Source organism: Microbispora corallina (assembly GCF_016863035.1).
Classification (GTDB): Bacteria; Actinomycetota; Actinomycetes; order Streptosporangiales; family Streptosporangiaceae; genus Microbispora; species Microbispora corallina.
Window position 1 is genome coordinate 76,222 of the sequence record NZ_BOOC01000022.1, and the last position, 21,030, is coordinate 97,251.

Here is a 21,030-nt window from a genome sequence, read left to right on the forward strand (position 1 = left end):
TGGACTCTACGGGCTGCCGGCACGGCCGGGCGCGGCTTTCCCTCCTCTTTACGCGCCCGCCTCTCCCGTGCAGGGCGCGCGGGAAAACCCGTCGACGCCCGGCCCGGGGCCCGGCTACGGTGGCCGTCCCACGTCGTACGGAGGTGCTCTCCATGCCCGCGACCGCCGCGCCGCCGACCGCCGTCCGTACCCATGACGTGAGGAATGCCCGAAGTGGACCTGCCACGTGAGTTCACCGTCCGCGAGAGCGGCCATCGCATCCACAACCCGTTCACCGGCGAGAAGCTCGCCCTCCTGGGCCGGGCCGTCCGGCTGCGGCCGGGGACGACCGTCCTCGACCTCGCCTGCGGCAGCGGCGAGATGCTCTGCACCTGGGCACGCGAGCACGGCGTCGCCGGCACCGGGGTCGACATCAGCACCGCGTTCCTGACCGGTGCCCGGGAGCGGGCCGCCGAGCTCGGCGTGACCGGCCAGGTGAGGTTCGTCCACGGCGACGCCTCCGGGTACGTCGCGGACGAGCCGGTCGACGTCGCCGCCTGCCTCGGGGCGACCTGGATCGGCGGCGGCGCCGCCGGCACCGCCGCCCTGCTCGAACGCAGCCTGCGCCCCGGCGGGCTGCTGCTCGTCGGGGAGCCGTTCTGGCGGAGGGACCCGCCGGACCAGGCGACCGTCGAGGGCTGCCACGCCTCCGCCAAGGAGGACTTCCACGATCTTCCCGGGCTGGTGGGGCTGTTCGGCGGCCTCGGATTCGACGTGGTCGAGATGGTCCTCGCGGACGAGGACAGCTGGGACCGGTACGCGGCGGCGCAGTGGCTCACCGTGCGGACCTGGCTGGACGCGAACCCGGACGACGAGCTGGCCCCCGCGATGCGGACCGAGCTGGACGGCGCCCCGCTGCGGCACGTCCGGTACGTACGGCCGTACCTGGGCTGGGGCGTCTTCGCCCTCAAACGGCGGTAGCGGAGCCTCCGGGCGCCCCGGCGGGGGCGCCCGGAGCACCCGTCACGAGCAGAGGCGCAGCACGTTGGCGATGATCCTGGCCCCGGCCGCGCCCTCGGTCGTGAGGATCGACTCCGGGTGAAACTGCACGCCGAACCGCCGGTTCTCCACGTCCTCGATGGCCATGGCCGCGCCGTCCGGCGTCACCGCGGTGACCCGGAAGCCCCGCACGCCGGGCGTCTTGGCGTGCAGCGAGTGGTAGCGGGCCGCGACGAACTCGGCCGGCAGGCCGTCGAGCACCGCGCTGTCGCCCTCGCGCCGCACCCGGCCGCGCTTGCCGTGCTCCGGGTACGGCAGGAGCTCCAGCGTGCCGCCCGCGTGCTCGACCATGGCCTGGAGACCGAGGCACACGCCGAAGACCGGGAGGTTCCGGGCGTACAGCGCCTCGACAAGGGCCGAGCAGCCGAAGTCGGAGGGCCAGCCCGGGCCGGGCGACAGCACGACGAGCGTCGGCGCGATCTCCTCGATCATCTCCAGCGGGAAGCCGTGCCGCAGCGTCACCACGGAGGCGCCCTGCTGCCGGAAGTAGTCGGCGAGCGTGTTGACGAACGAGTCCTCGTGGTCCACGAGGAGGACGGTGTGGCCCTCGCCCGGCCGGTCGGCCGGCCCGCCGGCGACCGCCTCGGCGGCCGGGCGCGCGGCCGCCTCCAGCGCGCCGAGCAGGGCGCTCGCCTTGAGCTCGGTCTCCCGCTCCTCGGCCTCCGGGTCGGAGTCGAACAGCAGGGTGGCCCCGGCCCGCACCGTCGCGACGCCGTGCCGGATCTGGGCGGTGCGCAGGGTGAGACCGGTGTTCATCGAGCCGTCGAACCCGATGAAGCCGACGGCGCCGCCGTACCAGCGGCGAGTGGTCTCCTCGTGGTCCTCGATGAACTGCATGGCCCAGGTCTTGGGCGCGCCGGTCACGGTCACGGCCCACATGTGGGTGAGGAACGCGTCGAGCGCGTCGAACTCGGGGCGCAGGCGGCCCTCGATGTGGTCGACCGTGTGGATCAGCCGGGAGTACATCTCGATCTGCCGGCGGCCGATCACCTGGACGCTGCCGGGGACGCAGATGCGCGACTTGTCGTTGCGGTCCACGTCGGTGCACATCGTGAGCTCCGACTCCTCCTTCACGCTGGACAGGAGCGTGCGGATGGCCTCGGCGTCCTCCACCGGGTTGGCGCCCCGGGCGATCGTGCCGGAGATCGGGCAGGTCTCCACCCGGTCGCCGGTCACCCGGACGTACATCTCCGGGGACGCGCCGACCAGGTGCTCGCCCTCGCCGAGGTTCAGCAGGAACTCGTACGGCGCGGGGTTGCCGGTGCGCAGCGAGCGGTAGAAGGCGGCCGGGTCGGGGCAGGTGGAGTGGAACACCTGGCCGGGCACCACCTCGAACAGGTCGCCCCGGACGAACTTCTCCTTGGCCTTGGCGACGACCTCGGCGTAGCTGCCCTTCACCGGGTCGGCCGGGACGGCGGCGGGCGTGACCAGCGGGACGCTCTCGCCGGTGCGCTCCAGGCCGTGCGTGGAGACGCCGTCGACGGTGAACTCGTAGACGACCTCGGTGCTCGTCTCCTTGACCCGGTCGATGACCACGAGCCGGTCGGGCAGGTGCAGGACGAGGTCGCGCTGGTCGCCGGGGCGGGTGAGCCGGTACCGGATCGGCTCGAACTGGAACGCCAGGTCGTAGCCGAAGGCGCCGTACAGGCCGAGGTGCGGGTCGTCCCCCCCGAACGCGGCGATGATCTCGCGGATCGCCGTGAACACCGTGGGGCGGCGGCTGCGCATCTCCTCGGGCAGCAGGTCCTCCGACTCGGGCACGTGGACCTCGACGAAGCCCGGACCCGGCTCGGCCACCGGTTTGCCCGCGGCGAGCAGGCACGACGCGATCACCGGCAGCACGACCTGTCCGCGCTCGTTCAGCGCCCGGGCCGAGATCCGCCGTCCCCGCGCGACGACCTCGACGCAGGGATCGACGTAGCCGAAGGCCCATCGGCTGTACCGGCCGGGGTAGTCCATGCCGGAGGAGAACGCCCCGCCGCGGCGCTCGCCCAGCGCCGTGACGATCTCCTCCAGCGCGGCCTCGGGAACCGGGCGCACGCCGCGCTCGACCGCGACGCCGCCGGCCGTGGTATATCCGCTGATCTCCACTGTCCACGCCCCTTTTGACGTATGCCCCGGGGGCGGACATACAGAAGGCCGCCTCTCGGGGCGGCCGGTTCACTCCTGTGTGAATGCGAAAACGCCGCCTGCTAGCGGCGCCACCACTGGGAAGGTGCAAGGGTTCGCATGCGGTAAGGGTAGCGGCGGACGGCACGATCTTGCAATCCGGCGGACGGCGGGCACCTCTACGAATAGATATTCTGTTACTGACCGGTAAAGGAGGGGTACCGGTCACGATAGAGGAGGTGGCATGGTCGACCTGCCGGCTCGTCTTCCCGTCAACGGGGCCCGCCAGGGTCCCGCGGCCCGCCGGGTCAGGGTGCGGCGCGACGTGCCCGTCCCGATGCCCGACGGCGTGACGCTCCTGGCCGATCACTACGCCCCGGTCGGCGCCGACCGGGCACCCGCGATCCTCATCCGCACGCCGTACGGCCGGGCGGGCCTCATCGGCTGGATGTACGGCTGGACGTTCGCGCGGCACGGCTTCCAGGTGGTCCTGCAGAGCTGCCGGGGCGGCTTCGGCTCCGGCGGCAGGCTCGACCCGCTGGCCGACGAGCGCGACGACGGCCTCGCGACGGTCGAGTGGATGCGCCGCCAGCCCTGGTACGGCGGGAGCTTCGCCATGCACGGCCCGTCCTACCTGGGCTACAACCAGTGGGCCATCGCCGCCGAGACCCCGGATCTGCGGGCCATGGCCACCCAGGTGACGGCCTCGTGCTTCCGCGACGCCGCGTACGTCGGAGGCGCGTTCGCGCTGGAGTCGACGCTGATCTGGACCACGCTGACCGCGCACCTCGACGGGCGGCTCGGCGGCGTGGCGGCGTTCACGGCACCGCGCCGCACGCGGCGGGCCGTGCTGTCGGGACGGCCGCCGTCGGAGCTCGACGTGCTGTCGGCGGGCCGGCCGCTGCCGTTCTTCCGCGAGCTCATCGAGCACCACGGCCGGCCGGTCTCGCCGTACTGGGAGCGGCGGGACTTCTCGGCCTCGGTCGGCAGCGTGGAGGCCGAGGTCACCATGACCGGCGGGTGGTACGACGTGTTCCTGCCGTGGCAGCTCAAGGACTACGCGGCGATGCGGGCGGCCGGGCGGCGGCCCCACCTCACGATCGGGCCGTGGTACCACGCCGACATCCGGCACGGCAGGGCCGCCAACGCCGACGCGCTGGCCTGGTTCCGCGCCCACCTGCTCGGCGACCCGTCGGGCCTGCGCCCCTCGCCGGTGCGCCTCCACATCACCGGGGCGGACGAGTGGCGCGACTACCCCGACTGGCCGGTGCCGGGCGCGCGGCCGCGGCGCTGGCACCTCCAGCCCGGGGGCGCCCTGTCCACCGACAACCCGGCGGGCGGGGAGCCGGACCGGTACCGGTACGACCCCGCCCATCCCACACCCGTCATCGGCGGGCCGGTGCTCATCGGCAACTCCGAGCCGCGCGACAACCGGCGGCTGGAGGCCCGGCGGGACGTGCTCGTCTACACCTCCGAGGAACTGGCCGAGGACGTCGACGTGATCGGCCCGGTGCGGGCCGAGGTGTACGCGCGGACCGGCCGGGAGCACGCCGACATCGTCGTCCGGGTCTGCGACGTCCATCCCGACGGCGCCTCGATGAACGTCTGCGAGGGGGTGCGCCGGCTCACCCCGGCCGACCGGGCCGACGCGGACGGCGTGCGGTGCGTCGAGGTGGACCTGTGGCCGGTCGGCCACCGGTTCCTCCGGGGCCACCGGATCCGCGTGCACGTGGCCAGCGGGGCCTACCCCCGCATCGCCCGCAACCCCGGCACGGGCGTCCCGCTCGGCGACGGCTCCCCGATGGTCGCCTCCGACCAGGAGATCCTGCACGACCCGGCCCACCCGTCGGCCGTGGTGCTGCCCCACGTCTGACCGCCGGACGCCCGCCCGGCCTGTCGGGGCCGTCGCTCGCCGCGCCAACACGACCGTTCGGCGATCTGTGACACCGGTGTGACGTGCGCAACTTTACGCTGCGCCCTAACCCGTGTCCGATCCGATTGGAGAGTGCGTTGACCACCCCCCGCACCGACCGCAGCGATCGCAGCCCCTGGAACTGGCTGCTCCTGCTGCCGATCGCGATCCCGCTCCTCACACCCCTGTACAACGCCGACGAGCCGCGCCTGTTCGGCATCCCGCTGTTCTACTGGCTGCAGCTCGCGTTCATCATCCTCGGCGTGGCCACCACCACCCTCGTCTACCGGCTGACGAGGAGGGCCCGGTGACCACCGAAATCGTCATCTTCGCCGTCCTGTTCCTGCTCGTCAGCGGGCTGGGATTCGTCGCGGCCCGCTGGCGGCGGCCCGGCGACCTGGCCAGCCTGCACGAATGGGGGCTCGGCGGGCGCAGCTTCGGCTCGTGGGTCACCTGGTTCCTCATCGGCGGCGACCTCTACACGGCCTACACGTTCGTGGCCGTCCCCGCCCTGGTGTTCGGCGCGGGCGCCACGGGTTTCTTCGCGGTCCCCTACACGGTGATCGTCTACCCCATGGTGATGCTCGTGCTGATCCGGCTGTGGTCGGTCTCGCACGTCCACGGGCTGGTCACCCCAGCCGACTTCGTGCGGGCCCGGTTCGGCTCGTCCACGCTGGCGCTGCTGGTGGCGATCACCGGCATCGTCGCGACCATGCCGTACATCGCCCTGCAGCTCGTCGGCATCGAAGCCGTCCTGAAGACGATGGGCGTGACCGGCGACCTGCCGCTGATCATCGCCTTCGCGATCCTGGCGGCGTACACCTACCAGTCCGGGCTGCGCGCGCCCGCGCTGATCGCGTTCGTCAAGGACTCGCTGATCTACCTGGTCATTCTTGTCGCGATCATCTACATTCCGGTCAAGCTGGGCGGATGGGGGTCGGTCTTCGACGCGGCGAAGGCCAAGTTCGACGCGACCCCGGCGCCCGGCGACGGCATCCTGCTCAACTCGTCCAACCAGCTCCAGTACGTCACGCTCGCCCTTGGCTCGGCGCTCGCGCTGTTCCTCTATCCGCACAGCGTCACCGGGGTGCTCGCATCGCGCGACCGCAACGTGATCAAGAGGAACATGTCGGCGCTGCCCGCTTACAGCCTGCTGCTCGGCCTGATCGCCCTGCTCGGGTACATGGCGATCGCGGCGGGGATCACGCCGATCGGCAAGGACACCAACACGCTCATCCCCAAGCTGTTCGACGCGGTGTTCCCCGACTGGTTCACCGGCGTGGCGTTCGCCGCCATCGGCATCGGCGCACTCGTGCCGGCCGCCATCATGTCGATCGCCGCGGCGAACCTGTTCACCCGCAACATCTACCGGGAGTACTTCAAGCGGGACGCCACCGACGCTCAGGAGGCCAGGGTCAGCAAGATCGCCTCACTGGTCGTGAAGGTCGGCGCGGTGCTGTTCATCCTGCTCATCGACCCGCAGTTCTCGATCGACCTCCAGCTCATCGGCGGCGTGATCATCCTGCAGACCCTGCCGTCGGTGGGCCTCGGCCTGTTCACCCGCTGGTTCCACCGGGCGGGGCTGATCGCGGGCTGGATCGCGGGCATGGGGACGGGCCTGGTGCTGCTGTACAACATCGCCAACCCCGCCAACAACCACGCGCACTTCGGCAGCTCCGCCTTCCCTCTCAAGCAGCTCGGCCTAGATACGAAGATCACGATCTACGCCGGGTTCCTCGCGCTCATCGTCAACCTCGTCGTGGCCGTGCTCGCCACCCTGGTCGCCCGGGCGATGAAGGCGGCCGACGGCCCCGACGCGACGCAGCCGGACGACTACCACGCCGACCAGGGCGACCCCCGCGTCCACGACCTGGAGGTCGCGAGCTCGACCTGACCCCACGAGGGGCACAGCGAGGCCCCGCCCTCTTCACAAGGGCGGGGCCTCCGACGGGAGCGTTCGTCCGGCGTCCCGGACGTCATCCCCTGGCGGTCGCGGACGTCGTGGCGCGGGCCCGGCCCGTCGCCTGCCCGGCCCGCTCTCTGTCCTGGTCCTGCCGCGCGGTCCTGGAGACGTCCTCCAGTTCGTGCGCGGTCTGCTGGAACTCCTCCGCGGCCTCGCGGCTCATCATGCTGACGATCTTGCGGCCACGGACGGCCATGTCCTCGTAGACCTCGTTGGCCTTGGCGAGAGCGTAGGGGCCGACGCCCGCGAGGGCGCAGAACGGCTTGGACGTAGTGATCTTCTTGACCGGCATGGCCATCGGCACTGGGTCACCCTCCGTGCAGTCGGGTCGAACGGAATGCTCAAGGCGGGAACCGGCCCCGCCCCCGGCAGTGGGAGCGAGGCCGTTGAGACGTTCTCCAGGGTCATCCGTGCGCGGGCTCTCCTGGATGAGCGCCCGCTTCCCCCGATGAGGGCGCTCGCCATGTGCATGCCACCCGGCGGCTCTGCGGACACCTGGGAATCCGAAAAGAGCCCGCAAACGGCCGCGGCCGGCGCGATCAGTGGACGCGGGTCCTGGTGGTCCCGCACTTGGCGCAGCGGAAGGTGACGATCCGGCCGATCGTCTCCACGGAGATCCACCTGTGGGGTAGGCACGGCACCGCCTCCCACTGCCCCAGGCGTCGCCGTTCGAACGACGCGATCAGCCCGGCCGGGATCCCTTTCGCCCGCGACCCGAAAGCGAGTACGGTGTACCCAGTTTCCCGGTCCCGTATGGAGGAGAAGCCGATGCCCGTCAGAGCACTCGTCCTGGGCGGCGGCGGGCCGGTGGGGATCGCCTGGGAGGCGGGCGTCGTCGCCGGTCTGGCCGAGGCGGGCGTCGACGTGCGTGTGGCCGATCTCGTCGTCGGCACCTCCGCCGGCGCCGTGGTCGGGGCCCAGGTCGCGGCGGGGCTCGACCCGCGGACGATGTACGAGGCGCAGCTCGCGCCGCCCGGATCGGAGCCCTTCCCGAGACCGACGGCCTTCGGCGCGGCGCGCCTGCTGTGGGCCCTGGCCAGGTCGAAGAACGCCGAGGAGTTCGGCCGCCGGATGGGGCGTGCGGCGCGGGCGGCCGTGACGGTGTCCGAGGCGGACCGCAAGGCGGAGATCACGCGACTGCTGGGAGAGGTCCGCGACTGGCCGCGTACGCGGCTGCTGGTGACCGCGGTGGACGCCGGGTCGGGAGAGCCGGCCGTGTTCGACGCGGAGAGCGGGGTCGGCCTCGTCGACGCGGTCGCGGCCAGCACGGCCGCGCCCGGCATCCGGCCTCCCATATCCATCGGAGGACGCGTGTACATCGACGGCGGCATGCGTTCCCCGGCCGGCGTCGATCTGGCAGCCGCCTACGGCCGCGTGCTGGTGATCGCCCCCCTCTCCCGCGGCGGCGGCCCGCTGATCGGGGTGGAGGAGCAGATCGCCGGGCTGGCGCCGGGGACGCGGGCCGCTCTGGTCACCGTCGGCGCCGCCCGCCGGTCTGAGATCATGGGCACGGGCATGGGCGGCCTGCTGGATCCGGCCCGCCGTGCTCCCGCCGCCAGAGCCGGCCGGGACGAGGGGCGCCGGGTGGCCGCGGAGATCGCCGAACTGTGGGGCGACCGCCTGTCGTGACCGTCCCGGCGCACCGCGCCGGCGAGCGTCGCGGACCGTCCGCGTAACGGCCGCCGGGCCCTGCGGCGGGGGCCCGGCGGAAGGTACAGCGGAGGCAGAGCGGAGACGCGGGTCAGCCCGGGGTGTTGTCGGCCCCGGCCCGGCGGGCGTCGAAGTCCTCGTCGGGGACGACCAGCTCGTTGACCGCGATCCCGGCCTCGCCGGCGACCGCCGCGAGCTCCGAGCCGAGCGACTCGTGCGGCGCCGCCCGGTGGCCGCGCCGCAGCGGGCCGGTCAGCACCGACGCCACCGCGGCGACGAGGCAGGCGGCCACGGCGAACCAGAAGGCGATCACGAGGCCCTGGTGGAACGGCCCCGCGATGAGGTGCGGGAAGAACTCCTTGCTCGTCAGGCGGCTGCCCCCGTCCGGCAGCCTGCCCAGCACACCGCCGAGCAGTTCCCGGAACGGGTTGTAGCCGAGGAACGCCGCGAACAGCACGGCGATGGGCGGGAGGTGGGCGATGCCCTGCGCCGTGGCGTCCGGGACCCCCTGGCGTACCAGCTCGTCGTGCATGGCGGCCGGCAGGGAGTGCGACAGGCCCGCCACCATCAGGCTGAAGAAGACGCCGATGGACAGCACCATCGACGAGTTCTGGAACGTGGCCGTCATCCCGGCGCCGACGCCGCGCGACTCGGCGGGCACGGAGTTCATGATCTCGGCGCGGTTGGGGGAGGCGAACAGGCCGGAGCCGACGCCGTTGATCAGGATGAGCAGCGCGAAGACGCCGTAGTTGAAGTCGGTGGGCAGGGCCATCAGCGCGAAGAAGCTCGCCGCCGTGATGATCGCCCCGCCGACCGTGAAGTTCCGCGGCCCGAAGCGGTCCGACAGCCAGCCGGAGACGGGCGCGGACAGCAGGAACCCGATCGTCAGCGGGATCATGTAGATGCCCGCCCACAGCGGGGTCTCCTCGAAGCTGTAGCCGTGCAGCGGCAGCCAGATCCCCTGCAGCCAGATGATCAGCATGAACTGCAGGCCGCCGCGCCCGAGGGCAGTGAGCAGGCTCGCGATGTTGCCCGCGAGGAAGGCCCGCGAGCGGAACAGCGAGAGCCGGAACAGCGGCTCGGCCACCCTCGTCTCGATCCAGGCGAACAGCGCCAGCAGCGCCACCCCTCCGGCCAGCGCCGCGATGACCCAGGGGTTCGTCCAGCCCATCACGCTGGTCCCGTACGGCTGGATGCCGTAGGTGATGCCGACCAGCAGGACGATCAGGCCGACGGCGAAGGTGGCGTTGCCCCACCAGTCCATCCGGGCCGGCCGGCGCACGCCGTTGTCACGCAGCTTCACGAACGCCCAGATCGTGCCGAACACGCCGAACGGCACCGACACCAGGAAGATGGCCTTCCAGCTCACCGGGGCCAGGACGCCGCCGATGACCAGCCCGAGGAACGCCCCGGTGATGCCGGCGATCGAGTTGATGCCGAGGGCGGTGCCGCGCTGGTGCGACGGGAACGCGTCGGTCAGGATGGCCGTCGAGTTGGCGAACAGCAGGGCACCCCCGATGCCCTGCACGATGCGCCAGCCGATCAGCCACAGCGCGCCGGCGCTGCCCTCCAGCCAGGTCACCGACAGCAGGATCGAGCACACGCTGAAGACGGCGAAGCCCATGTTGTACATGCGGACGCGGCCGAACATGTCGCCCAACCGGCCGAACGTCACCACCAGCACGGCGGTGACGACCATGAAGCCCATCATCATCCACAGCAGGTAGCCGGTGTTGCCCGGGTCCAGCGGGTTGAGGTGGATGCCACGGAAGACGTCCGGCAGGGCGATGAGCACGATGGACTGGTTGATCATGACCATCAGCACGCCCAGCGTGGTGTTGGACAGCGCGATCCACTTGTAGCTCGAGGGCGGTTCCGACACGGGCGATGTTCCGCTTGGGGATGTTTTCGCTACGGCCACTGACCGCTTCTCCTCCTCATTCGTCCGCTCATGTCAGCGGACCAACAGTTAGTTAGCGGAACTAAATTACCCTGAACGGATGACGGGCACGTTTCACCCCGTTCCGGGGCGGCTCACTCCGGCGCCCGGACCGTCCCGATGCCGAGCGTGCTCTGGGCCGGCAGCATGCCCGACATGAACACCGCGCCCAGGAGCGGCTGGAGGCACGCGGCCAGCCGTTCGGCCTTGTCCGCGCCCAGGGCGTGCCACGGCCCGGCGGCCGCCTCGTCCGTCATCCGCTCGACCCGGTCGCGCAGGGCGCGGCCCGCCTCGGTCGCGACGCCGTCCGCGCCGACCAGGCCGCGCGCGGCGAGCCGCTCCCGGGCCGCCGCCCACTCCTGCTCGCTCCAGCCGCGCCCGGCGAAGTTGGCGACGGGGGCCGCGCCGACGGCGGCGAACGAGACGAGCGCCTCGCAGCCGTCGAGCCCGGCGGCCAGGAGAGCGGCGAGGTGCCCGTCGCCCCGGTGCTCGCGGAGCACGGTCACGGCCTGCCAGAGCGCCAGGTGCGGCTCGTCCGGCCAGGGGAGGTCGAGGTTGGCGGCGGCGAGCGGCCGCCCGGGGACGGCGGAGCTCTCCGCCGCCCTCCGCGCGAGATCGGCCGCCTCGGCGATCTCCGGGGACGTCACGCCCTCGTCACCGAGCAGCGCCCGCAGCGTCCTGTCCATGGCGACCAGGCGCGCCTCCAGCACGCGGCCGGGCGCCGCGACCGACCACACGGCCGGCACGTGCCGCGCCACCGCCGCCGGGCTGAAGCTGTAGTAGGCCGCCGTCACCAGGGCCGGTCCGGCCGCGCCCAGCGGAGCCGTCCGATAGGCGAAGTAGGACGGCCAGCGGGACTCGACGTCGTACCCGAGGGCCGCCGCCTCCGCGAAGGCCTGCGGCGCGAAGTAGAGGGTCGCGTGGACCGGCTCGATCTGGTGCCACATCCGCCGGGCCAGCAGGGAGAACTCGCTCATCGTCGTCCGCCTTCACGTTCGTTGGATAGCAGCGCTATCTAACCATGAAGCGGCAGGGGACGCCATCCGATTTTTCAGGCGATGTTGCGAGAAGAGCGGGCGGCCCGTGGGGCGGCTCAGGCCTCGAGCGCGCCGGCGATGACGTCGACGAGGCTGTCCACCACGGTGTCGCGGTCGAGGCCGGGGTTCTCCAGCCACCAGTCGCCGATGGCCTGCACCATGCCGACGAACGCGTGCCCGAGCACCTGGGCGCGGGCCGGATCGGCCACGCCTCCCTCGGCGAGGACCGACCCCAGCTCCACCCCGACGCTGCGCACGATCGCGGCCATCTGGGTGTGCGTGCGGCTGTCCTCGGCGCTGGCCCGGTGGAACAGGAAGCGGTAGAGGTTCGGGTTCGCCGAGATCGTGTCGAGGTACGCGCTGATGGTGGCCCGCGCCCTGGCCCGGGGGTCGGCCATGGCCTTGGCGAACTCCGGCCGCAGCAGCTCGATCACGGCGCGCGTGTGACGCTCGGCCAGCGCCTGGTAGAGACCGCTCTTGTCCCCGAAGTGCCGGTACAGGATCGGCTTGGTGATCCCCGCCTCGGACGCGATCGCCGCCATCGACGCCTCGGGTCCCTCCCTGCGGATGACCCGGTCGGCCGCGTCCAGCAGCTCCCGCCGCCGCTCCGGGCTCCGGCCGCCGCGCTCAGCTGTGCCGACCGTCATGACCTCAGCATAGGGGCCGTACGGCCGCCCGCCCGGGCGAGTCGCACGGTCCGCCGACCCGGCTCCCTCCGGACGGCGATCGCCGTGCCGATCGCTCCGGTAATGTGCCGCTCGCGGGTTTCCGCCAGGTCTGGAGGTGGCAGGTGGACGAGGCGGGCGCGCCGCTGGTGCCGGGCTACGAGGTGCGCGGCGTCCTCGGGCAGGGCGGCTTCGGGATCGTCTACCGCGCCCGCCAGCTGGCCGTCGGCCGGGAGGTCGCCCTCAAGGTCGACAACCGGGTGCTGGTCTCCGACCGCGACCGCCGCCGCTTCATGCGCGAGGTGACGTCCGCCGGCGCCCTGTCCGGTCATCCGCACGTGGCCGACGTGTACGACGCGGGCGTGCTGCCCGACGGCCGGCCGTACATGGTGCTGGAGCTGTGCCCGCACGGCTCACTCGCCGACCGGCTCCGCGCGGAGGGGAGGCTGGCCGCGTCCGAGGTGCGCGACATCGGCATCAAGATCGCCGATGCGCTGGCCGCCGCCCACGCCGCCGGCGTCCTGCACCGCGACGTGAAGCCGGCGAACATCCTCGTGAACTCGTACGGCATGGTGGCCCTGTCGGACTTCGGGCTCGCCACGATGCCGGGGCAGGGCGGCGCCGGGCCCGGCGAGGTCTCCGTGACCCGCGAGTCGCTCACCCCCGCCTACGCGCCGCCCGAGGCGTTCGACCTGACCGAGCCGTCGCCGGCCGCAGATGTGTACGCCCTCGCCGCGACCCTGTACGCGCTGCTGAGCGGCCGTCCCCCGCGGTTCCCTGAGAGCGGCGTGGTCAACATCGCCGCCATCATGGCCCTGCACCGCCTGCCGATCCCGGACGTTCCCGGGGTGCCGCCGGGGCTGACCGAGGTCTTACGCCGGGGCATGGCGAGCGACGTGCGGCAGCGGACCGCCACGGCCGCCGCCCTGCGGGACGCCCTGGCCGCCCTGCGCCCCGACGGTTCCGCCGGCCCCGACGCCCCTGCGCCCGCCGCCGGCCCGGACGGCGTCCCGTGGGCCGTTCCAGGACCCCGGCCGCCCGTCCCGTCGCACTCGGGTGGGGTGGCGTCCCCCGGTCCGTACGTCCCGGGCGGGTACGTCCCGGAGCAGCGCAGGACCGAGGGGTCCGCCGGTTTCGGAGGGGTGCCGCCGCAGAGGGACGCGGGCGGCGCCCGGGCGCCGGGAGCCGTCTCCGACCTGAGGCGGGCGACCACGGGACCCGGAGTGGCGGCCACCACGCAGGGCCGCCGGCTCGCGGACGGGCCGACCGTCCGCCCGGCCGGCCTGTCCCGGCAGTCGCTGGTCTTCGCCGCGGTCGCGGCCGTGTTCGCGCTGCTGCTCACGGCCGGCGTCGCCATCATGATCATGGAACGGGCGGGCGGCACGGACGTGCCCCCGGCGACGACGACGCCACGCGAGGACGCCACGCGTGGGGCGACGCGGGAGGGGACGCAGACGCCGGGCCGGGCAGCCGCCGCCCTCGACGTTCCCGCGACGACCCGGGGATGCGTCGCGGCCCGCGTCGCGGGCGCGGGCGCGGCGTGCGTCGTCACGCCCGAGTGCTGGGCGGGGCTCGTCTCGATCTCGGGCGACGTCACGGCGCGGCCGTTGCCCTGCACGGGCAAGCACGCGTGGGAGACGTTCGCCGTCGCCCCGCTGCCCGGCGGGCTGAGCTCCAGCGACCAGGACACGGTGTCGAGGCATCCCACGGTCGCCGGGCTCTGCACGATCTCCACCCTGCTGTCGTCCCGGCGGGGGCGGGCGGCGTCCGTCACCGCCGACAGGTGGGAGGTCGCGGTCCTGCCGCCGAGCGCCGCCAGATTCGCGGCCGGCGACCGCACCTACCGGTGCATCGGCCGCGTCACCGGCTCCGACAGGGCCGGCACCGTCTTCGCCTCCTCCTGACGCCTCCTCCTGGCCGGCACCCTCGGGAGGAGACGGCGTCAGGACCCGGACGCGGGAGACCGGCGCCGTGACGTCCGCGGCTTCCGGGCGGCTCCCCCGGCGCCGCCGCGCGGGCCGGCCTTCTCAGCGAGCGCGGTGAGCTCGGCCAGGGCGTCGCCCAGGTAGTCGACGATGTCCCAGACATCCGGGACCATGTCGCGGTCGACGATGACGCCGAAGTCGAGCCTCCCGTCGTACGAGAAGACCGTGATGTTGATCCCGCCGCTGACGTCGGTGATGACCGAGATCGGGAACAGCGCGAGCACCCGCGCGCCGCAGACGTAGAGCGGCGTCTGGGGACCGGGCACGTTGGAGATCAGCAGGTTCATCGCGGGCGCGCGGCGCGAGGCGAAGCGGAAGGCCGACCGGGCCGCGAGGGCGTTCAGGGCCGCGGGCATGGCCTGGCTGAACTCCAGCAGCCACGCCGCCGGGGCCGCCGCCATCCGCTCCTTGACGATCTGCATCGACCGGTTCACCGACCGCAGCCGCTCCTCGGCCCCGGCGACGTCGGTGGGGATCGTCGTCATCGTGAGCGCGACCTCGTTGGCCGCCGAGCCGTTCATCGCCTGGCCGCGGGTGGAAACGGGGATGCCGACGACGAGCGGGACCCGGGGAAGCTCGTCGCGTTTGGCGAGCCACCGCCGCAGCGCCGCCGCGCACAACGCCATGACGACGTCGTTCACGGTCACGCCGAAGGCGTTCTTCACCCGTTTGACCTCGTCCAGCGGCAGCTGCCCGAACGCGAACCTGCGGTGCTGCGAGATCGGGCCCGAGAAGGGCGTGCGGGGCACGGTCATCCGCGGCAGGCCGGGCAGCCGCTCGGCGCCGGCTCCGCGCACGATCCTCGACACCAGGCCGGCGCCCGGGATCTGGGAGATCACCGGCACCTCGTCGAGCCGCGGCACGGCCTCAGACAGGAAGCGCAGCAACGCCAGGGGGTTGTCCAGCACCCGGGCGATCCCGCGGATCACCATCTCGATCGTGTCCGGCGCCGCCTGCAGAGGCGCCGGGTCCTCGCCGGGCTCGCCGGGCTCGTCGCACGGCACGGGCTCGAAGTCCATGAGCGCGGCCAGCACCTCGGCGCCGGTCACGCCGTCGACCGCGGAGTGGTGGACCTTCGTGTAGACGGCGACCCGGCCGCCGGCGAGGCCGTGGATGACGTACAGCTCCCACAGCGGTCGCCGGCGGTCCAGCCGGCGGCCGTGCAGGCGGGCGACCTGCTCGGCGAGCTGATGGTCGTCGCCCGGAGGCGGCAGCGCCAGCTCCCGGACGTGGTAGTCGAAGTCGACGTCCCGATCCTCCACCCAGTACGGGTGGTCGAACCCGAACGGCACCTGGACGAGCCGGCGCCGCAGCGGCGGGGCGAGGTGGATCCGGCGGCGCAGCAGGGCGATCAGGTGCTCGCGCGTGACGGCGCCCTCGGGCGAAGCCGAGGGGGCGAGGATCGTGAGCGCCGCGATGTGCGCCAGGTTCGTGGCCGTCTCGAAGTTGAGGAACTGCGCGTCGAACGCGCTGAGCTGCTGTCCCATGCCTACTCCCTGCCCGCAATCGCCGCCGTTGGACCGCCGCCTCACCATCCCGGTCGCGGTCTCGTGAAGCCCGGGCCGAAGCCCCGGCCAGGCTGGGATCAGTGGTGGTGGGTCGCGTCGGGGTGGCGGGGGTCGGCCGGGTGCTCGAAGCCGGGCATGAGGCGGACCGCCTCCGCGTGCCGTCCGTCGAGCCAGCGGGCGAAGGCGCGCTCCCGCCCGGCCTCGGCGAGCTCGCGGCTGATGCGCTCCCGCGCCGTCTCGTACGGCTCCCGCCGCGCGGGGGCGACGCGCTCGACCACGACCGTCCACGGTCCGCCGGGGCCGTCGACGGGGCCGACCGTCTCGCCCTCGCGGGCCGCGAAGACGGCGTCCTCGATCGGGCCGGTGATCTCGCCTCTGCGCACCGGCCCGAACGGCCGCACCCACCGGGTCTCCGGCGTCGTGAACCTGTCGGGGTTGCGCCGGTAGTAGCCGCGCAGCTCCTCTTCACCGGGCCCCTCGCCCGCCGCCACGGCGCGGCAGACCGCGCGGGCGAGCGGCATCGCCGCCAGCAGGGCCGCCGCGACGCCGCCGGTTCGCAGCGCCGCCGCGAGCGTCAGGGCCACGGCCTCGCCCGGAGCTCCCCCCTGCGGCCCTCCGGCGGTGATCCCCCGGCGGGCCGCCTCCTGCTCGACGAGGATCTCGGCCGCCATCACCTGGACGACCCAGCGGCGCAGGTTGCGGCCCTCGGCGGTGCCCGGATGGGGAAGGCGCGCGGCGAGCGGCCCGTTCCTGAGTGTGGCCAGCCGCGCGTCCACCTCGGCGACCGGGACCGCTCTGCCGTCCACCACCGCCGCCACACCGGATGACCGCGCCCACCCGGCCGCACCCGAGGGCCGCTCCGGCCGCGCCACCCCGACGCCCCGTGACCGCTCGGGCCCGGCCGCCCCCGGTGACCGGTCCGGCCCCGCCGCCTCGACGCTCCGTGATCGCTCCGCTCCCGCCGCGGTCCGGCGCGTCACCGGCCGACCTCGATCTCGACGGTGTCCGTGTAGTGCAGCCACCCGGCGCAGGCGACCTTCACCAGCGCCCACCACCGCCCCGGCCGGGCGCCCGCCGGGACCCGTACGGGGAACCGGACCTCGGCGTCCCCCGCCGCGGGCACGACGACGCCCGTATTCCACGTGGGGAACAGGTCGAACGTGTGCCACGGGCTGATGAGCTGGGCCTGGACGGAGAGCGGCGACAGCGCCTCCGACTGGAGCCGTACGGAGATCTCCGCCCGGCCGCCTGGCGACAGGCGCAGGAAGGGCGGGTCGCCCAGGCCCTCCAGGCGGACGTCGAGACCGGGGTGCCGGCGGCCGCCCACGTGCAGGCGGGTCACGTCCTGGTACGTCTGGCCGCCGTACTGCGTCGTCGCGGTGAGCGTGTAGAGGCCGCCCTCCGCGTCCTCGGGAGGGGTGAGCCGTACGGGGACGACCGCGTGGCCGCCGGGCGGCAGCGCGTACGGGCGGACGGCCGGCTCCACGGCCCACCCGGCGGGAGCGGTGAGCGTCACCGCCCCGGAGACCTCGTCCACGGTCAGGTTCGAGGCGACCGACAGGGTCAGCCCGGCCGGTCCCTCGACGTCGAGGTCCTGCGGCGCCAGGTGCACCGCGACCGGCACGTTCCCCAGGGGCGCCGGGCCGGTGTTGTTCAGCCAGTAGCGGGTGTACACGGGCTGGTGCGGCTCGGCCGGCGCCGTACCGTCCGGGGATGTGGGCCGGGGTGCCGTGACGGGGGCGGTGAGCGTGACGACCTCCATGGCCGTGAGCGTGGCGGGCGCGTCGCCGGTGACGTTCTCCAGCAGGTCGGCGCGGAACCACTCGCCGATCGGCAGGCCGGTGGCTACGGCCGCCGGGCGCTCCGCGCCGCCGGCCTCGTACAGCCGGGCCGTCACGCCCTCGACGGCTCCCGAGGGGACGCGGCCGGAGGCGATCGGGTTGCCCGTCGCCTTGAGCGCGGCGAGCACGACGCCGGGGGCGGTCTCCAGGTACGACCGGGGCCCGGCCTCCCCGTCCGGCCCCGGCTCGGCGAGCACGGCCGGCAGGGGGTGGTTGAGGTCGTGGCCGAGCCGTACGAGATCGGCGTCCCGCCAGTCCCCCGGCGCGCCGACCAGGGCGCACTCGAAGGAGTGGGTCCAGTGCTGGAGCTGGAAGTTGGAGCCGTCGGGCGCGGTGCGGCGGGGCGGGTCGATCCAGACGCCGGACGGCCAGCCCGTGCACGACCGCATGAGCGACAGGTGCAGGGCGCCCGAGGAGTCGACCGCGAAGCCGGGGATCCCCCGGTTGAGCAGCCCGACCGTGTACTCGTCCAGATCGGGGTCGGTCGTCTCCACACCGGCCTGGACGGCCTCGACGACGGCGTCGGCCAGGTCGGCGACCAGGTCCTCGACCGCGCCCTCCCCGCACACCACGAGCACCGGCAGCGCGCGCGGCCCGGTGAGGTCGGCGCTCGGCACCCACACCTTCTCCAGCGGCTCGTCCGCCGGGATCCACAGCCGGGCCCGGCCGCCGGCCTCCAGCGTCCGGCGCAGCAGGTCCGCCTCGCGGTCGTCGAGCAGCCCGGCCACGAACGGGTTCTCCTCGGGGGTGCCCACGGCGATGCGCACGTCCGGCAGGTTGGAGTCCACCGCGAGGTCGCCGTAGCGGGGGCCGGGGGCGGTGGAGCACGTGGAGGTGACGCCCTGCCGCACCAGGGCCACGGCGAGGTCCCGCGGCACGGGCCCCGACGGCGGAGCGATGATCTCGGCGACGCCGACGGCCCGGGTGCCGGCGGCCCGGCCGTCCTCCGACCGGACGCGCACGCGGACGGTGGACGACAGCGCGAACCAGCTGTGGGCGGGGTTGTCCAGCGTCCAGGGGTGCTCGGCGGTGTCGACGTCGATCAGCCCGAAGCCGCGGCCGATCACGGCGTCGCCGACCTCGCTGACCGGCAGCGCGCCGGGCACGGCGACGGGCCACCGCAGGCGCAGCAGCGCGTCGGAGCCCTCGAACTCGTCCACGTGCGTGGTGAGGTCCACCCGCGGGAGGCCGTCCCAGAGGGTGATCTCCTGGGTGTACGCGGCGGGGCCCACCCTGCCGGTGACCGTGATCCGCCGGCCGATCGGGCATTCGGCGACCGCCACCTCGGCGTGCGACGCGGACGAGCCGGCGACGGTCCCGTTGGGCAGCAGGTGCCAGGGGCCCTCGTGGAAGCGGGGATGCGCGGGGTGCTCGCCGTAGACCAGCAGCTCGTTGCCGACCCGGCCCGACTGCAGCAGCTCCCGCCCGTCCACGCGCAGGCTCGACACGGCGCCGCCGCGGGCCGGGTCCACCTCGACCGCGTGGGTGGCGTTCTCGATCCGGGTCCCCTCCCGTACGGTCCAGCCGACCGGCGCGGGCCCGGCTGCCGGGACGAGCCGGAACGTCCGGTGGCCCAGCGCGGGCACGTCCTCGGCGAGGAAGACGACGTCGACGGCGGCGAGGCTGCCGTCGGGGTGACGCTCCGGGTGCTCCAGGAGCACCGGGCGCTCGGGCGGGCCGAGGGTCACGCCGTACGACCCCGGCTCGGGGATCTCCAGCCGCACCCGCACGAGGTCGGTGCGCGGCCAGGAGGACGGGTTCCACACCACCACCGGTCCGAGGCCCTCGCTCAGCGCGCGCAGGGACGCGTCGAGCACCTCGCGGCCGAGGTCGTGGGCCTCCCGCCAGCCGGTCAGCAGGTCGAGGTAGACCTCGTCGGACTCCGAGCCGGTGATGCCGTCGTGGTGCGCGCCGTACACGAGCTGACGCCAGGCCTTGTCGAGCGCGGCGTGGGGGTACGGCGTGCCCCGGACGAGCGCCGCGACGGTCGCGAACTTCTCGGCGTCCACGACGAGCGACTCGGCATGCCGCTGGGCCTGCTTGGTGTCGATGAACGACACGTCCTTGCCGGTGTAGACGGGGTTCATGTCGCGGGTCTGCGGCGACAGCCGCACGCCCTCCCGTCCGGCCTCCTCCCGGACCGCGGCGAAGAACTCCCGGGGCAGGCCGCAGACGAAGCGCGGCGAGACGTACCGCGCGTTCCAGTCGCGCTGGATCCGGGTGACCCACTTGTTGGGCGGCGTGTAGTCGGTGCCGACCGGCAGCAGCACGTTGCGGGTGGCGGCCACCCGCTTCAGCAGCAGGAACAGCGAGTAGACGGCCGCCTCGGCGAGTTCGAGGGTGGCCGAGGAGTCCATCCACCAGCCGGCGCTGTAGTGGGCCGGCATGTAGTGGGTGAGCACGCCGCGCCCGGAGGGCGACAGCCACTCGAACTCCGAGGGGAACTGCATGACCGAGGGGTCGTCCCAGCCGCCGGTCCGCAGCATGGGCCCCCACTGGTGGAACGGCCCCCGCGCCCACGAACTGGAGGTGAGGCCGGCGTCGGCGGCCATGCCGGGGAACTGCGGGTCGTGGCCGAACGCGTCGAGCTGCCAGGCCGTGGCCGGGTCGCCGCCGAGCACGTCGCGCTGGAAGCCGATCCCGTGGACGATGTTGCGGATCGTCGACTCGGCCCCCGTGAGGTTGGTGTTCGGCTCGTTGTAGGTTCCGCCCATGATCTCCAGGCGGCCCTCGGCCAGCAGCCGGCGCAGGTACGCGCGGTCGCGCGGGTGGGCGTCCCAGTACGGCTTGAGGTAGTCGACCTCGGCCAGCACGAACTTGTAGTCCGGGTCCTTCCTGGCCGTCTCCATGTGCAGCCGGACGAGCTCGAACCCCGATTGCTGGAAGTCCATCCGGTTGGCCTGTGCGGCGGCGCCCGCCGCGTCCCAGGTGGAGGTGTAGGCCGCCTGCGTGTTCCACCAGACGGGGTCGTAGTGGAAGTGGGGCACCATCCAGACCGTCCAGCCCGGCTCGGCGACCGTGAGCTCGCCCTCGGCCTCGCTCACGCCGTCGGGCCCGGCCACCCGGACGCCGATGGGGATCCGGGCGCCGGCGGGGTGGCCGGTCTCCACGGGCACCTCGGCGACGAACGCCTCCTCCCCCGCGACCCCGTCGTACCGGCCCGAGCCCTCCACCCCCGGCCCGGTGACCATGACGTCGGCGTGGGCGGGCGCGGGCTCGATCGTCACCCGTACGACCTGGCGCGGACCCGGGACGAAGAGATCGGTGGACTCGACGGCGGTGATGCGCATGGGCGCCCCCTGTCTCGGCTCCTTCGGTGCACCCGCCGCCGAGGCCGTCGGTCGCCCCCGGGGGACGGGTGACGGCCAAGACATCCCCCGCCC

General features: G+C 73.6%; 14 protein-coding genes. 6 read left to right on the forward strand and 8 right to left on the reverse strand.

The window, feature by feature from the left end:
* Positions 1-204 precede the first annotated feature (204 nt).
* Complete coding sequence (locus tag Mco01_RS21965; protein WP_239103811.1) at positions 205-960, forward strand: SAM-dependent methyltransferase; 756 nt, start codon at positions 205-207, stop codon at positions 958-960.
* A gap of 42 nt (positions 961-1,002) precedes the next feature.
* Here the strand turns inward: Mco01_RS21965 and Mco01_RS21970 are convergent, their stop codons facing one another.
* A complete protein-coding gene (locus Mco01_RS21970) occupies positions 1,003-3,129 on the reverse strand; it encodes an anthranilate synthase component I (RefSeq protein WP_204058779.1) in 2,127 nt (708 codons plus the stop codon).
* A gap of 262 nt (positions 3,130-3,391) precedes the next feature.
* Between Mco01_RS21970 and Mco01_RS21975 the strand changes: the two genes are divergently transcribed.
* The 3 genes from Mco01_RS21975 to mctP all read left to right on the forward strand — a co-directional run bounded on the left by Mco01_RS21975 (position 3,392) and on the right by mctP (position 6,953).
* The gene (locus Mco01_RS21975; protein WP_204058780.1) at positions 3,392-5,020 is read left to right on the forward strand and encodes a CocE/NonD family hydrolase; all 1,629 of its coding nucleotides are present in this window, start codon (positions 3,392-3,394) and stop codon (positions 5,018-5,020) included.
* A 137-nt stretch (positions 5,021-5,157) separates the two neighbouring features.
* Positions 5,158-5,370 (forward strand): DUF3311 domain-containing protein, encoded by a 213-nt coding sequence (locus Mco01_RS21980; protein WP_084369398.1) that lies wholly within the window; start codon positions 5,158-5,160, stop codon positions 5,368-5,370.
* The gene (gene mctP, locus Mco01_RS21985; RefSeq protein WP_204058781.1) at positions 5,367-6,953 is read left to right on the forward strand and encodes a monocarboxylate uptake permease MctP; all 1,587 of its coding nucleotides are present in this window, start codon (positions 5,367-5,369) and stop codon (positions 6,951-6,953) included. The genes Mco01_RS21980 and mctP overlap by 4 nt, the downstream gene beginning before the upstream one ends.
* An 82-nt stretch (positions 6,954-7,035) precedes the next feature.
* On the opposite strand, the gene Mco01_RS21990 is transcribed toward mctP, so the two are convergent.
* Positions 7,036-7,326 carry a hypothetical protein gene (locus tag Mco01_RS21990; protein ID WP_204058782.1) on the reverse strand — a complete coding sequence of 97 codons (291 nt, stop codon included), beginning with the start codon at positions 7,324-7,326 and terminating at the stop codon, positions 7,036-7,038.
* 464 nt (positions 7,327-7,790) lie between these two features.
* On the opposite strand from Mco01_RS21990, the gene Mco01_RS21995 reads away from it, so the two are divergent.
* Entirely contained in the window at positions 7,791-8,651 is an 861-nt protein-coding gene (locus Mco01_RS21995) for a patatin-like phospholipase family protein (protein ID WP_204058783.1), read from the forward strand.
* Between the two features lie 112 nt (positions 8,652-8,763).
* Here the strand turns inward: Mco01_RS21995 and Mco01_RS22000 are convergent, their stop codons facing one another.
* The 3 genes from Mco01_RS22000 to Mco01_RS22010 all read right to left on the reverse strand — a co-directional run bounded on the left by Mco01_RS22000 (position 8,764) and on the right by Mco01_RS22010 (position 12,295).
* On the reverse strand, positions 8,764-10,554 hold the full coding sequence (locus Mco01_RS22000; protein ID WP_239103812.1) for an MFS transporter: 1,791 nt from the start codon (positions 10,552-10,554) through the stop codon (positions 8,764-8,766).
* A gap of 152 nt (positions 10,555-10,706) precedes the next feature.
* On the reverse strand, positions 10,707-11,588 hold the full coding sequence (locus Mco01_RS22005; RefSeq protein WP_204058784.1) for an SCO6745 family protein: 882 nt from the start codon (positions 11,586-11,588) through the stop codon (positions 10,707-10,709).
* Between the two features lie 116 nt (positions 11,589-11,704).
* Entirely contained in the window at positions 11,705-12,295 is a 591-nt protein-coding gene (locus tag Mco01_RS22010) for a TetR/AcrR family transcriptional regulator (RefSeq protein WP_204058785.1), read from the reverse strand.
* Positions 12,296-12,438: 143 nt separating this feature from the next.
* On the opposite strand from Mco01_RS22010, the gene Mco01_RS22015 reads away from it, so the two are divergent.
* Positions 12,439-14,217, forward strand: coding sequence for a serine/threonine-protein kinase (locus Mco01_RS22015; protein ID WP_204058786.1), 1,779 nt, complete (start codon positions 12,439-12,441; stop codon positions 14,215-14,217).
* Between the two features lie 38 nt (positions 14,218-14,255).
* Here Mco01_RS22015 and Mco01_RS22020 read toward each other — a convergent pair whose 3' ends face one another.
* The 3 genes from Mco01_RS22020 to Mco01_RS22030 all read right to left on the reverse strand — a co-directional run bounded on the left by Mco01_RS22020 (position 14,256) and on the right by Mco01_RS22030 (position 20,937).
* A complete protein-coding gene (locus Mco01_RS22020; RefSeq protein ID WP_204058787.1) occupies positions 14,256-15,785 on the reverse strand; it encodes a WS/DGAT/MGAT family O-acyltransferase in 1,530 nt (509 codons plus the stop codon).
* Positions 15,786-15,883: 98 nt separating this feature from the next.
* Positions 15,884-16,786, reverse strand: coding sequence for a peptidylprolyl isomerase (locus tag Mco01_RS22025; RefSeq protein WP_204058788.1), 903 nt, complete (start codon positions 16,784-16,786; stop codon positions 15,884-15,886).
* Entirely contained in the window at positions 16,783-20,937 is a 4,155-nt protein-coding gene (locus Mco01_RS22030) for a glycoside hydrolase family 38 N-terminal domain-containing protein (protein ID WP_204058789.1), read from the reverse strand. The genes Mco01_RS22025 and Mco01_RS22030 overlap by 4 nt, the downstream gene beginning before the upstream one ends.
* Between the last annotated feature and the right edge of the window lie 93 nt (positions 20,938-21,030).